This window comes from Streptomyces sp. NPDC088354 (assembly GCF_044753585.1).
Classification (GTDB): Bacteria; Actinomycetota; Actinomycetes; order Streptomycetales; family Streptomycetaceae; genus Actinacidiphila.
This window is the reverse complement of sequence record NZ_JBIVNJ010000020.1, coordinates 86,770-99,443: the sequence shown is the minus strand read 5'-3', so window position 1 is coordinate 99,443 and position 12,674 is coordinate 86,770. Positions and strand designations below refer to the sequence as shown.

Sequence of the window (12,674 nt, the reverse complement as noted above, 5' to 3'; positions counted from 1 at the left end):
GGGGCGGTGTCCCCCCGCGGCTGTCCGTTCTCCGATCGGCGGCGCGTCCGGCGGGGCGGGTTTGTTAGCGTGCCGGACATGCGCGCACCCATCGGCACCTTCACCGACGTCTCTCCGGCCCTCGAACGGCTCGACCTCCTGCCGGAGCCCGTCGCCGCGGTCCTCACCGCCTGGCACGGGGAGGTGCCGGCCGAGGAGGTGCTGCTCGTCGACACCGACCCCGAGAAGGCGGACACGGCCGTCTTCGCGGAGACGTACGGCGTCGGCATGGACCAGTCGGCCAACTGCGTGGTCGTCGCCGGCAAGCGGGGCCAGGACGTGACCCTGGCCGCGTGCGTGGTGCTCGCGACCACCCGGGCCGATGTGAACGGCTTCGTCCGGCGTCATCTCGGTGTGCGGAAGGCCTCGTTCGCGCCCATGGACACCGCGGTCGGCGAGAGCGGCATGGAGTACGGCGGCATCACCCCGATCGGGCTCCCCGCCGCGTGGCCGCTCCTGGTCGACGCGGCGGTCACGGACACGCCGTACGTGATCATCGGCAGCGGCCGGCGCCGCGGCAAGTTGCTCCTGCCGGGCAAGGCGCTGGCCGCGCTGCCCGGCGTCCAGGTCGTCGAGGGACTGGGCGTCCCGGCGTGACCGAGTTGCTGGCGCGCCTGGAGCGGTACTACGACGCGGTGCCCCGGGCGGCCGCCCGCGCCGAGGACTTCGGCCCGCTGACGCTCTTCGTCCGGGAGGGACTCGGCTGGCCGTACTACGCCCGCCCCACACGGGACGCGGACGGGCGGGTCGGCCGCGCGGACGTGGACCGGGTGCGGGAGCGGCAGCGGCGGCTCGGTGTTCCCGAGTGCTTCGAGTGGGTGGCGGAGACGACGCCCGCGTTGCGCGAGGCGGCGGAGGCCTCGGGCCTGCTCGTGCACGCGCACCCGCTGATGGTGCTCGACCCCGGGGCGGCCGGAGCCGTCGCCGCGCCCGTCGACGGCGTGGACGTCCGGGTACTGGCGCCCGGCGACCCGGCGTTCGCGAGCGCCCTCACGGTGCCCCACCTGGCCTTCGCGCACCCCGGCACCGCGATCGGCCCGGCCGGGACGTCCGAACTGGACGTCGCCCGGGTGCTGCACGCCGCCCCGGCCGCCCTCGCGGCGGCCGAGGCACGGGTCAGGGACGGGCTGACCGTGCACGCGGCGGCGGTGGACGGCACGACCGCGCTGTGCGCGGGACAGTACAACCCGGTCGGCGAGGTGTGCGAGATCGTCGGCGTCGGGACGCTGCCCAGCGCCCGCCGCCGCGGCCTCGCGCTCGCCGTGACCTCGGCGCTCGTCCGGCACGCCCGGGCGCGGGGACTGGGCACGGTGTTCCTGTCCGCGGGCGACGAGGACGTGGCCCGTATCTACGCCCGCGTCGGCTTCCGCCGGGTGGGCACGGCCCTCATCGCGGAGCCCCCGGCCGGCTGAGGTCCAGCGACAGCGGTATGGAGTGCTCGGCGAAGCCCAGGCTCCGGTACAGGGACTCCGCCTCGGGCGTCGCGTGCAGGTCGACCCGCGTGACGCCGCGCTCGGCGAACCACGCGAGCAGCGCCCCCGTGGTCGCCCGCGCGTGGCCCAGGCCCCGGTAGCGGGGATCGGTGCAGACGCTGAAGACGAAGCCGAACCGCCCCTCGGGGTGCGCGGGCGCGGGCAGCCGCTCCTCGATCCGCCCCACCGCGCACGCCGCCAGATGCGGCCCGCCGCCGGGGTCGCCGTCGACCACGAACGCGCCCATCGCCCGCGCGGCACCGCCGGCGAGCTGCTCCCGGGCCCGCTGCTCGGCCGCGGCCTCCCACGCGCCCGGTTCGTCCCGGCCGCTCATGGCCAGGAACATCAGCCGGCGCAGGCGCACCAACTCGGCGGCGTCCTCGGGGCGGGCCGGGCGGACGACGGCGTTCGCCGTCATCCGAGACGGGGGATCTCGATCGCCGGGCAGCGGTCCATCACCATGACCAGGCCCGCGTCCTTGGTGCGGGCGTACGCCGCCTCGTCGATCACGTCCAGCTGGAACCAGACGCCCTTGGCACCGATCGCGACGGCCTCGTCCGCCACCGCGCCGGCGAGGTCGGAATTGACGAAGACGTCCACGACGTCGACAGGGAAGGGGATGTCCGCCAGCGAGGCATAGCCCTGCTCGCCGTGCACGGTCTCGGCCTTCGGGTGCACCGGCACCACGCGCTTGCCGAAGCGCTGCAGCACGCGGGCCACGCCGTAGGCGGCGCGCGAGGTGTTGCTGGACAGGCCCACCACGGCCCAGGTGTCCCCGAGACCGGTCAGCAGCTCACGTACCGCCGCGTCGTCTTCGTGCACGTCGTCCTCCCTCGGACCTGAGGCCGTTCCCAGCCCTCCGCAGCAGTCAACCAGAGGGGCCGCACGGCCATTCCCGTAGGGTGGCGGGGTGGTGGAGCGGTATCTGACGATCGGGCGCGCGGGCGTCCACGAGAGCGAGATCAAGCGATCCCGCTTCCTGTGCGCGCTGGCGCCGGTGTCCAGCGAGGCGGCGGCGCAGGAGTTCATCGCCCGCGTCCGCCGGGAGCATCCCGGCGCCAGCCACAACTGCTTCGCGTACGTCATCGGCGCCGAGGGGCGGGTGCACAAGGCGGGCGACGACGGCGAGCCCGGCGGCACCGCGGGCACCCCCATGCTGCAGGTCCTGCTGCGCCGCGAGATACGGGACGTCGTCGCCGTCGTCACCCGCTACTACGGCGGGATCCAGCTCGGGGCGGGCGGACTGGTGCGGGCGTACGGCGGCGCGGTCTCCGCGGCACTGGACGAGCTCGGCACCGTCGAGCGGCAGAAGCTCGCCCTTGTCACCGTCGTCGTCGACCACCAGCGGGCCGGCCGCATCGAGAACGACCTGCGGGCCGCGGGCCGAGCGGTGCGCGGGGTGGCCTACGCGGCCGACGTCCGCATCGAGCTCGGCGTGCCCGAGGAGGAACTGGACTCCTTCCGCGGCTGGCTCGCCGACGCCTCCGCGGGCTCGGCCGGCATGGAGGTCTCGGGCAGCGCCTACGTGGACGTCTAGGCCCGGTCGTCACATGGGCGCCGGCCGCCCGGAGGGCTGGCCCCGCGTCGGCGGCTGCCGCTGGGGTGCCCCCAGGTGCGGCGCATCGCCAGGCGGAGAGTTGCCGTGCCGGGCGCCGCGGGGTGGGGGCACCCCTCACCCCCGCTGGGGGAGGGAATGTGACGACCGGGCCCGGCCCGCCGTCAGGTGCGCGGTCGCGGCGACGGCCACGACGGACAGGCCGTCCAGGGCGGTGATCGCGCAGGACGGGAGGCCGTCGCGCATCAGGGCGGCCGGCACCGCGGCGTCACCGATCACCGTGCGCAGCAGGTCCACGGTGACCCCGCCGTGCGCCACCAGCGCGACCGGGCCCGGCGTTCCGGCCAGGACGACCAGGCAGGCGCGCAGGCGTTCCGCCGCGGCGCGGGAGGAGTCACCGCAGGCGGGCAGGAAATCCCGGTCCTCCACGGTGGCCGCCCAGTCGCTCAGGAAGTCCTCCGCGGACCGGGAGGAGTCCCAGTTGATCCGCTCGCGCAGCCGGGAGTCCTCCTGGACGGGCAGGCCGGTCCGGTCCGCGATGGCGGCGGCGGTCTCGCGTGCACGGCGCAAGGGGCTGCTGAGGAGGGCGCGGACACCGGCGTGGTGCAGCCGGTCGGCGGTCCTGGCGGCCTGCAGGCGTCCCGCCCCGGTCAACCCGGGGTCCCCGGGGAGGCGTTCCTTCTCGGCGTGCTGCACCGGATGGAAGACGGTCATGCCCGCAGGGTGACGGTTCGGCGGGGCGGCCGCCACCAATGGACGCCGGTCTCACTCGGCGGTGAGCTCGCTCAGCTGCTCGGCGGCGGTGATGTTGCCGGCGTTGGCGAGGCGGCGGAGTTCCTCCAGGTCCTCGTTCTCGGTGGCGAGTTCGACGACCAGGTCGGCCGCGTCGCTGTTCCCGGCGTCCGCGAAGGTGCGGAGCAGGTCCATGTCGCCCTGCTCGGCGGCCAGTTCGATGAGCTGGTCGATCGCGTCGCTGTCGCCCGCCTCGGCCAGCGTGCGGAGTCCGGTCGGAAGGTAGTCGGTCATGACGCTCTCTCCTTGGTGTCCTTGGAGTCCTCGGTGTTCGTCCGGCGTGGGCAGGGTACTCGCGGCCCGCGGGGCGGCGCGGTGCGCGCGCCTCTCCGCGGGGGCGTGGTGGCCCGCGGGCCCGGAGCCGGTGTTCCCCCGGTCACGGGCTGGCCGGCAGGGCGTCGCGGAGCGGCTCGGTGCGCCGGGTGCGGCCCGGACCGGTCGGCGTCACGGCTTCATGACCAGCGTGACCTTGCCCTGGAGCGTGGCCCGGACGTAGCAGGTGCGGTGGCTGTCCACGCGGTACAGGGACATGTAGCGGTCGTGGTCGATGAGACCGGATTCGACGATCAGATACTGGTTCTCGGGGTGCGCCACCCCGCAGTCCTTCTCGGCCCGCTTCATCAGAACGGGCAGGGCGTCCCAGTTGACGGAACCGAGTTCGATCAGGGCGTCGTCGGGCGGGGCGCGGGCGAGCCGGCGGGCGCCGCCCCGGTCCCGGTCTCCGCCTCGGCGAGCATCCGGTCGAGGTGCCCGGCGCCGGGCCGCGCGGCCGCGTCCCGTACGAGCAGCGCGGCGAGCACCGGGGCGAGCGGCCCGGAACGCGCCGCCGGCGGGAGGGGCTCGTCGAGGACCGCGACGAGGGTGGCGATGCTGGTCTCACGGCGCAGCGGATGGACGCCCTCCACCGCGACGTACAGCATCATGCCGAGCGACCACAGGTCGGAGGCGGGGTTGCCCTCCTCGCCGCGGATCCGCTCGGGGGCGATGTACTCGGGAGAGCCGATCAGGCCGCCGGTGGTGGTGAGCCGGGGGGCGTCGCCGAGCGTGGCGATGCCGAAGTCCGTGAGCACCGGGGTGCCGTCGGGCCGCAGCAGCACGTTCGCGGGTTTCACGTCGCGGTGGTGGACCCCGACCGCGTGCGCGGCGCGCAGCCCGGCGAGGACGCCGCGCCCGATGCGGGCCGCCTCCCGCGGCGCCAGCGGACCCCGGGCGATCAGGTCCTGGAACGTGCCCCCGGTGACCAGTTCCATGACCAGCCACGGGTGGGCGAGGTCCGTTCTGTCCACGATGTGGTGGATCGTGACGACGTTGGGGTGGTGCACCCGGGCCAGCGCGCGGGCCTCGCGCAGCACGCGCTCCCGCAGCTTCGCCGCCGCCTCGGGGTCGGAGGTGGCCAAGTCCGGATCGGACGGGCGGACTTCCTTCAGCGCGACCTCGCGGTGCAGGGCGGTGTCCCGGGCCCGCCACACCAGGCCCATGCCACCGCCGCCGAGCCGTTCCAGCAGTTCGAAGCGGTCGTCGACCAGGGGGACGGGGGGTCTGCCGGAGTCGCTCGCCGTCATGGCGGTCATGGTACGGGCCGCCACCGACGGCCGTGGCGGTGTCGTGACCGGTATTGCCCGGATTCGGACTCCCGCGCCGCGTTGTCACTGGTGGCGGATAGCCTGATCGGCGAAGCGCATGGGAAGGGTGGGGACACCGGTTCTCCTGCGGAGGATGCGGGACGAGAGCCGGAGGAGCGGAACATGCGGGCGGGAGAACCGCGGTGAGGCTGCTGCACACCTCCGACTGGCATCTGGGGCGGTCCTTCCACCGGGTCGGACTGCTGGACGCCCAGGCGGCGTTCGTCGACCACCTGTTGGCCACCGTGCGCGCGGAGGACGTCGACGCCGTCCTCGTCGCGGGGGACGTGTACGACCGGGCGCTGCCGTCGCTGCCGGCCGTCGAGCTCTTCGACCGGACCCTGCACCGGCTCGCCGACCTGGGCGTGCCGACGGTGATGATCTCCGGCAACCACGACTCGGGCCGCAGGCTCGGCGTCGCGTCCGGCCTCATCGACCGCGCCGGCATCCACCTGCGCACCGACCCGGCGGGCTGCGCCACCCCCGTCGTCCTCGCCGACGCGCACGGACCGGTCGCGCTGTACGGGCTGCCTTACCTCGAACCCGCCCTGGTGCGCGAGGAGTTCGCGATGGAGCGCGCCGGGCACACCGAGGTGCTGTCGGCCGCCATGGAGCGCGTGCGCGCCGACCTCGCCGCCCGCCCCGCCGGTACCCGCTCGGTGGTCCTGGCGCACGCCTTCGTGGCGGGCGGCACGCCCAGCGACAGCGAACGCGACATCACCGTCGGCGGTGTCGCCGCCGTGCCCGCGGGGGTCTTCGACGGCGTCGACTACGTCGCCCTCGGCCATCTGCACGGCTCCCAGACGATCACCGAGCGGGTGCGCTACTCCGGCTCTCCGCTGGCCTACTCCTTCTCCGAGGCCGACCACCGCAAGAGCATGTGGCTGGTGGACCTCGGCGCCGACGGCTCCGTGACCGCGGACCGGATCGACTGCCCCGTGCCGCGGCGGCTGGCCCGGATCCGCGGCCGCATCGAGGACCTGCTGGCCGACCCCGCCCACGAGCGCCACACGGACGCCTGGGTGGAGGTCACCCTGACCGACCCGTACCGGCCGCACGACGCGATGGCCCGCCTGCGCGAGCGCTTCCCGCACGCCCTCGCGCTCGCCTTCGAGCCCGAGCGGGTGGACGACGACCCCCTCGCCTCGTACGCCGAGCGCCTGCGCGGCCGGACCGACCGCCAGATCGCCGAGGACTTCGTGGCCCACGTACGCGGCACCGCCCCCGACACCGCCGAACGGGCCGTCCTGCGCGACGCCCTGGACGCGGTCCGCACCGACGCCGCCCGCGCGGAGACCGACTGATGCGTCTGCACCGCCTGACCCTGACCGCCTTCGGCCCCTTCGCCGGCAGCCACACCGTCGACTTCGACGAGCTGTCCTCGGCCGGGCTGTTCCTGCTGCACGGCGCGACCGGCGCCGGCAAGACCTCCGTGCTGGACGGCGTCTGCTACGCCCTGTACGGCGGCGTTCCCGGCAGCCGGCCCGGCAACCGGCTGCGCAGCGACCACGCCGGTCCCGACACACCGACCGAGGTCGTCCTGGACCTCACCGTCGGCGGCCGGCGGCTGGAGGTCACCCGGCGCCCCGAGCAGCCGCGCCCGAAGAAGCGCGGCAGCGGCTTCACCATGGAGAAGGCCGTCACGCTGCTGCGCGAGCAGTCGGCGGGACAGTGGCGCGCGCTCAGCAAGTCCCACCAGGAGGCGGGGGAGGAGCTGCTGCGGCTGATCGGCATGAGCCGCGAGCAGTTCTGCCAGGTCGTGCTCTTGCCGCAGGGCGAGTTCGCGACCTTCCTGCGGGCCACCGCCACCGACCGCGCCGCCCTGCTCGGGAAGCTCTTCGACACCCGGCGGTTCAAGGCGGCCGAGGAATGGCTCAAGGCGCAGCGGAACGCCGCCCAGTCGCGGGTGCGGGAAGGCGACGACGAGCTGCTGCGGCTCGCCCACGGGATGCAGCAGGCCGCCGGCGACGGCTCCGAACGCCTGGAGGACTGGCTGCCGGAGGGCGCGGGCGCCGGGCATCCCGACTTCGCCCCGCACGTGCTGCAGTGGGCGGCGGTCCTGCGGGCGACGGCCCACGAGCAGGCCGCCGTCTCCGACCTGGCCACCACCGCGGCCGAGACGGCGCATGCCGCGGCCCAGCGCGCGGCCGAGGACGTGCGCGAACTGCACACGCTCCAGCGGCGGCACGCGGCGGCCATGCGCCGCGCCGCCGCCCTCGAGGAACAGAGCGAGGTCCGTGACAGCGAGGAGGCGGTGCTGGAGACCGCCCGCCGGGCCGAGACCGTGGGGCCCGCGCTGGAACTGCGGGACCGCGCCGCCGTCCGGCACCGTCGCGCGGCCGAGCAGGAGCGCGCCGCCCGCGCGGACCTGCCCGCGGAGCTCACCGGCGCCGGTGCCGACCAGCTCACCGCGTACGGGAACGGACTGCGCGAGGAACTCGGCGGCCTCACCGAGGCCGGCCGCGCCGAGCACCGCGCGGCCGAACTCGTCGCCGAACGCGCCCGGCTGGAGCGCGAGACCGGGGCCGACGAGCAGCTGATCGCCGACGCCGGTGCCTGGCTGGAGGACTGGGAGCGGGTACGTCTCGGGCACGAGCGCCGTATCGACACCGCCCAGGCCGCCGCGACCCGCGCCGCCGAGCTGGCGGGCACTCTCGACTCCTCCCGCCGCAGGCTGAGCGCCGCCCGTGAACGCGATGCCCATGAGAGGGAGTTGGGCGCTGCCGAGGAGCGCCTGCGGGCTGCGCGGGAGGCCGCCGCCGACGCCCGCGAGCACTGGCAGGACGTCCGCGAGGCGCGCATCAACGGCATCGCCGCCGAACTGGCGGCCCGGCTCCGGGACGGCGAGGGATGCCTGGTCTGCGGCGCCACCGAGCACCCGCACCCGGCCCGGCCCTCGGACCGGCAGGTCGGCCGCGCCGAGGAGGAGGCCGCCCAGACCGCCCACCAGGAGGCCGCCGACGCCCGCGAGAGCGCCCAGGCAGAGGTCGCCCGCGTCACCGCCGCCCGCGACGCCGCCGCCACCGAGGCGGGACGGACGCCCGAGGCCGAGCTGGCCGCCGCCCACGCCGAACTGGAGCGCGCCTGCCGCGAGGCGTCCGCCGAGGCCGCCGCGCTGCCCGAGGCCCGGCAGGCCCTCGACCGGGCCGTCGCGGAGCACACCCGGCGCACCCGGCTGCGACACGGGGCCGAGAGCCGGGTCGCCTCCGTCACCTCCCGCCGCGAGGTGCTGGACCAGGAGCACAGTGCGCTCACCGGGCAACTGGCCCGCGCGCGCGGCGCATTCGCGACCGTCGCCGAACGCCGCGACCGGCTCGCGGAGCAGGCCGAGCGGATCGCGGCCGCGCCCGCGGCCGCCCGCGCCGAACAGGACACCGCCCGTGCGCTCAAGGACGCCGACGCCGACCTCGCCGACGCCGCCTACCGCGCCGGGTTCGACACTCCCGAGGCCGCCGCCGCGGCGCTGCTGCCGTCGGCCGAGGTGCAGCGGCTGCGTCAGCGGGCGGAGGAGCGCCGCCGCGAGGAGGCCGCCGTCACCGCGGAACTGACCGCACTGGACGTGGCGGAGGCGGCCGGGCTGCCGCCCGCCGACCCCGAGGGCGCCCGGCGCGCCGTCGAGGACGCCACACACAGGCTGCGCGGGGCCACGGCCCGTCAGGACGCGGCCCGCAGCACCTGCGCCGCCCTCGACCGCCTCGGCGCCGCCGCGCTGACCCGTACCCGCGAACTGGCCCCTGCCCGCGCCGAGTACGCGCGGCTGCGCCGGCTGGCCGACCTGGCCACCGGCGCCGGCGAGAACACGCTGCGGATGGAGTTGGAGACCTACGTGCTCGCCGCCCGCCTGGAGCAGGTGGCGGCCGCCGCGAGCGTTCGCCTGCAACGGATGTCCTCCGGCCGGTACACGCTCGTCCACACCGACGCGCGGGCCTCACGGGGCGTCAAGTCGGGCCTCGGCCTGATGGCCGTCGACGCCTGGACGGGTACCGAACGCGACACGGCCACCCTGTCCGGCGGCGAGACCTTCTTCGCCTCCCTCGCCCTGGCGCTCGGCCTCGCCGACGTCGTGACCGACGAGGCGGGCGGGGCCCGGCTGGACACCCTCTTCATCGACGAGGGCTTCGGCAGCCTCGACGAGCAGACCCTCGACGAGGTGCTGGACGTGCTCGACGGGCTGCGCGAACGGGACCGCGCGGTCGGCATCGTCAGCCACGTCGCCGACCTGCGGCAGCGCATCCCCGCGCAGCTCCAGGTGGTCAAGGGGCAGGGCGGTTCATCCCTGCGCCACCGCGCGGCGGGCGAGCGGTGAGGAGTAGACGACGCTCGTCGTCACCGAACCGAGCCCGCCGATACGGCCGGTGACCTCCTCCAGGTGACGCATCGAGCGGGCGGTGACCTTCATGACGAAGCAGTCGTCGCCCGTGACGTGGTGCGCCTCCAGCACCTCGGGCGTGGAGGCCAGCAGGTCGTGGAACGGCTTGTAGTTGCCGTGCGGGTAGCGCAGCCGTACGAAGGCGAGGATCGGACGGCCGATCCGGTCGAGGTCGATCACCGCGGAGTAGCCGGTGATCACCCCGGCCTCCTCCAGCCTGCGTACGCGCTCGGTCACGGCGCTGGCCGACATGGCCACCGCCCTGGCGAGCTCGGCGTAACTGGCCCGCCCGTCGCGCTGCAGGGCGTCCAGAATGCGCCAATCGGTCGCGTCAAGGGATTCCACGGTCATGGACGGTGTCTAGCAGGGGATTCCCCGGCAGGACAAGCGCGGTGCCGGGGAACGTGCCTTCCGGGTGGGGACTCCCGACCGTAGATTCCTGACCATGACACAGACCTCCGCACGTCCCGGAAGCCCGGTCGCCCCCGGTACCGACAACCCCGTGCTGCGGGTGCCGCCCGCCGTGCCCTCCGAGGCCGCGGCGTACTTCGCCGCGAGCCTCGCCTTCCACGCCGACGTCGCCGATGTCGCCGCGGCGCTGGCCGCTGCCGCCACCGGCGCAGACCCGGGCTTCGTGCTCATCGACTCCCGCTCCACCGAAGCGTGGGAGCAGGGGCACGTTCCCGGCGCCGTCCACCTGCCGACCGGCCGGATCCCCCGAGAGGCGCCCGCCCTCCTCGACCCCGCGGTCCCGGTCGTCGTCCACTGCTGGGGCCCCGGCTGCAACGGCGCCACGCGTGCCGCGCTCGCGCTGGCCGAACTCGGCTACCAGGTGAAGGAGATGCTCGGCGGCATGGAGTACTGGATCCGCGAGGGCTTCGCCTACGAGACGGCCGCGGGCGATGAGCGACGCCCCGCCGACCCGCTCACGGCCCCCGTCGCCGCGGGCGACTGCGGCTGCTGAGCCGCCGTTCCGGCGGCGGGTGGACGTGGCGGGTGCCGACCACGCCTGAGCGCGGCCGTTCGGGCGGCCCGTCGGGGGAACGGCGGTTCCGGGTGCTGCGCGGTGGGGCCGGCCTGTCATGCCGGGGAGTTCCATCGTGCGGCGGACGCGGCGGGTGTCGAAGCCGGCGGACAGGTCCGGGCGGCACGGACGGGAGCAGCCGCGGGCCGAGGTCCGGGCCTCGGCCCGCGGCTGCGCGTGCGGCGTTCAGGGGCGGCGGATGCGGCGGGTCGCAGGCAGCGTGCCCAGTCGGGTCAGGATCCGCCGCCCGAGTGAGGCGTCCGGCGGCGCGTCACGCACGTCACGCACGGCCGGGAGGCCGCGACCCCGGCAGCCGCGACCGGAATCTCGTCCCGCCGCTGCCGACGTGCCCTTCAGCGGACGACGGAGGCGACGGGCCGCCGGAAGCGTGCGTCGGGCGGTGCGGGCTCCGCCGCCGGGGCGGCGGCGCGCAGCACCACGTCGAGCACGGCGTCCTCGTCGCAGGCGTAGTGCCCGCTCGCCCAGGCCGCGTTGGCCTCGACCACGGCCCATTTCCCCGCGACGCAGCCGACGTCGACGACGATCGCGGAGGGCAGTTCGGGCACCCCGGGCGCGAACAGGCGTGCGGCGAAGTCCAGGACCTCGTCCCGAGCGGGGTCGGCGTCCAACGGCGCGACGTCCAGGTCGCCGCCGGTCGCGTACCGGCTGCCCGTCAGCACCTCCCCGTCGCACAGGAAGAGCCGGTACTCCGCGCCGAAGGTGACGATGTCGCTGACCAGCACCGGTACGTCGTCGTCCACCGCGTCCGGGCCCGGCAGTCCGCTGCCGTCCCGGTGGACCCGGGCCGGGAAGCTCTTGTCGTTGGGCGGCTTGACGAAGGCCGGCCGACGCAGGCGGCGCGCTTCCGCGACAGTGGCGAAGGCGATATGACGCCGTGTCAGTTCCTGGGGCAGGCGGGCGAGCCAGTCGGCGTCCGCCTCCAGCAGGGCCAGGCGCAGATCGCCCGCGACCGCGTCGGCGAACAGCGGGCCGGCGTACAGGGACGGTCCGGGCACGTCCATCAGCTCGGCCGGCACGCGCCACTCCCGCAGGGTGTGCACGGGGATGCCGCGCCGGTGCGCGGCGGACGCCAGCGCACGGCCGGTGGCCGTGGTGCGGGGCGAGAGGAAGAGCGTACGGGCCGAGGTGTTCACGGTCGTCGATGATGCCCCGGGGAAGCGCCCGGCGACACCCGTTTACCGGCCGGTCAGGCGGCGCGCAGCCGCAGTTCGTAAGCCCGCTGCGCGTCGCGGTCCGCGACCCGCCCGAAGCCCGCGCGCTCCAGCACCCGTTGCGACGGCCGGTTCGCGGGGTCGGTGGTGGCCAGCACCGTGCGCACCTCGGCGCGGGTGAGCGCCCAGTGCGAGATGACGCGGACGGCGTCGGTGGCCCAGCCGGCGCCGCGCGCCGACTCCGAGAGGTCGTAGCCGATCTCGACGACCCTGTCGTCGACGGACGGCGGGCCGTGGAACCCTATGCCGCCTAGGGCGAGGCCGTCCTCGGACCGCTGGATCACGAACAGTCCCCACCCGGGCGCGTAGACCCCCGCGGCCGCCGCGATGGTGATCATCCCCGCGGCGATGATCGTGCCCTCGCCGGGACCGCCGTCGATCCACGACAAGCCGGCCGGTTTGCCGTCGGCGAGCCGGGCCGCCTCCTGGGGGAGCTGTTCGCGCAGGACGATCCGGCCGTGGGTGAGCACCAGGCGGCCCTCGTCATGGCAGGCGTGCGGGATCATCGGGTGGCACCGTTCTTTCGGGGACCGGCAGTGCCGCGGACGCGGCGCGGGCGGCGTGGACAC

Annotated in this window: 14 protein-coding genes and 1 pseudogene; 6 read left to right on the top strand and 9 right to left on the bottom strand. The window is 75.5% G+C overall.

Annotation, left to right across the window (positions count from 1 at the left end; translation table 11 throughout):
- The first annotated feature begins 78 nt into the window (after window positions 1-78).
- Together ACIP98_RS26215 and ACIP98_RS26210 are read left to right on the top strand one after the other, a co-directional pair.
- Window positions 79-636 carry a YbaK/EbsC family protein gene (locus ACIP98_RS26215; RefSeq protein ID WP_319660733.1) on the top strand — a complete coding sequence of 186 codons (558 nt, stop codon included), beginning with the start codon at window positions 79-81 and terminating at the stop codon, window positions 634-636.
- Complete coding sequence (locus tag ACIP98_RS26210; protein ID WP_319660732.1) at window positions 633-1,451, top strand: GNAT family N-acetyltransferase; 819 nt, start codon at window positions 633-635, stop codon at window positions 1,449-1,451. Before ACIP98_RS26215 ends, ACIP98_RS26210 begins: the two co-directional genes overlap by 4 nt.
- On the opposite strand, the gene ACIP98_RS26205 is transcribed toward ACIP98_RS26210, so the two are convergent.
- Both ACIP98_RS26205 and ACIP98_RS26200 read right to left on the bottom strand, forming a co-directional pair.
- Entirely contained in the window at window positions 1,426-1,929 is a 504-nt protein-coding gene (locus tag ACIP98_RS26205; protein ID WP_319660731.1) for a GNAT family N-acetyltransferase, read from the bottom strand. The genes ACIP98_RS26210 and ACIP98_RS26205 overlap by 26 nt on opposite strands.
- Window positions 1,926-2,333 (bottom strand): CoA-binding protein, encoded by a 408-nt coding sequence (locus ACIP98_RS26200; RefSeq protein ID WP_319660730.1) that lies wholly within the window; start codon window positions 2,331-2,333, stop codon window positions 1,926-1,928. Before ACIP98_RS26200 ends, ACIP98_RS26205 begins: the two co-directional genes overlap by 4 nt.
- An 88-nt stretch (window positions 2,334-2,421) precedes the next feature.
- Here ACIP98_RS26200 and ACIP98_RS26195 point away from each other — a divergent pair, with 88 nt between their 5' ends.
- Window positions 2,422-3,048 carry a YigZ family protein gene (locus tag ACIP98_RS26195; protein ID WP_319660729.1) on the top strand — a complete coding sequence of 209 codons (627 nt, stop codon included), beginning with the start codon at window positions 2,422-2,424 and terminating at the stop codon, window positions 3,046-3,048.
- Window positions 3,049-3,183: 135 nt separating this feature from the next.
- Here the strand turns inward: ACIP98_RS26195 and ACIP98_RS26190 are convergent, their stop codons facing one another.
- The 4 genes and pseudogenes from ACIP98_RS26190 to ACIP98_RS26175 form a co-directional block, all read right to left on the bottom strand.
- On the bottom strand, window positions 3,184-3,780 hold the full coding sequence (locus ACIP98_RS26190; RefSeq protein ID WP_319660728.1) for a histidine phosphatase family protein: 597 nt from the start codon (window positions 3,778-3,780) through the stop codon (window positions 3,184-3,186).
- Between the two features lie 51 nt (window positions 3,781-3,831).
- Window positions 3,832-4,092: a hypothetical protein gene (locus ACIP98_RS26185; protein ID WP_319660727.1), complete on the bottom strand. Its 261-nt coding sequence runs from the start codon at window positions 4,090-4,092 to the stop codon at window positions 3,832-3,834.
- Window positions 4,093-4,302: 210 nt separating this feature from the next.
- Window positions 4,303-4,452, bottom strand: coding sequence for a hypothetical protein (locus ACIP98_RS26180; RefSeq protein ID WP_401978191.1), 150 nt, complete (start codon window positions 4,450-4,452; stop codon window positions 4,303-4,305).
- 86 nt (window positions 4,453-4,538) lie between these two features.
- Window positions 4,539-5,420: pseudogene (locus ACIP98_RS26175) on the bottom strand (serine/threonine-protein kinase); the annotation flags it as partial.
- A gap of 203 nt (window positions 5,421-5,623) precedes the next feature.
- Between ACIP98_RS26175 and ACIP98_RS26170 the strand changes: the two are divergent.
- On the top strand, window positions 5,624-6,784 hold the full coding sequence (locus tag ACIP98_RS26170) for an exonuclease SbcCD subunit D (protein ID WP_401978189.1): 1,161 nt from the start codon (window positions 5,624-5,626) through the stop codon (window positions 6,782-6,784).
- On the top strand, window positions 6,784-9,786 hold the full coding sequence (locus ACIP98_RS26165; RefSeq protein ID WP_401978187.1) for an AAA family ATPase: 3,003 nt from the start codon (window positions 6,784-6,786) through the stop codon (window positions 9,784-9,786). Before ACIP98_RS26170 ends, ACIP98_RS26165 begins: the two co-directional genes overlap by 1 nt.
- On the opposite strand, the gene ACIP98_RS26160 is transcribed toward ACIP98_RS26165, so the two are convergent.
- A complete protein-coding gene (locus ACIP98_RS26160) occupies window positions 9,751-10,200 on the bottom strand; it encodes an Lrp/AsnC family transcriptional regulator (RefSeq protein ID WP_319660723.1) in 450 nt (149 codons plus the stop codon). The genes ACIP98_RS26165 and ACIP98_RS26160 overlap by 36 nt on opposite strands.
- A 94-nt stretch (window positions 10,201-10,294) precedes the next feature.
- On the opposite strand from ACIP98_RS26160, the gene ACIP98_RS26155 reads away from it, so the two are divergent.
- A complete protein-coding gene (locus ACIP98_RS26155; protein WP_319660722.1) occupies window positions 10,295-10,813 on the top strand; it encodes a rhodanese-like domain-containing protein in 519 nt (172 codons plus the stop codon).
- Window positions 10,814-11,226: 413 nt separating this feature from the next.
- Here the strand turns inward: ACIP98_RS26155 and ACIP98_RS26150 are convergent, their stop codons facing one another.
- The gene (locus tag ACIP98_RS26150; protein WP_319660720.1) at window positions 11,227-12,027 is read right to left on the bottom strand and encodes an ATP-grasp domain-containing protein; all 801 of its coding nucleotides are present in this window, start codon (window positions 12,025-12,027) and stop codon (window positions 11,227-11,229) included.
- Between the two features lie 53 nt (window positions 12,028-12,080).
- Complete coding sequence (locus ACIP98_RS26145; protein ID WP_319660719.1) at window positions 12,081-12,611, bottom strand: GNAT family N-acetyltransferase; 531 nt, start codon at window positions 12,609-12,611, stop codon at window positions 12,081-12,083.
- Between the last annotated feature and the right edge of the window lie 63 nt (window positions 12,612-12,674).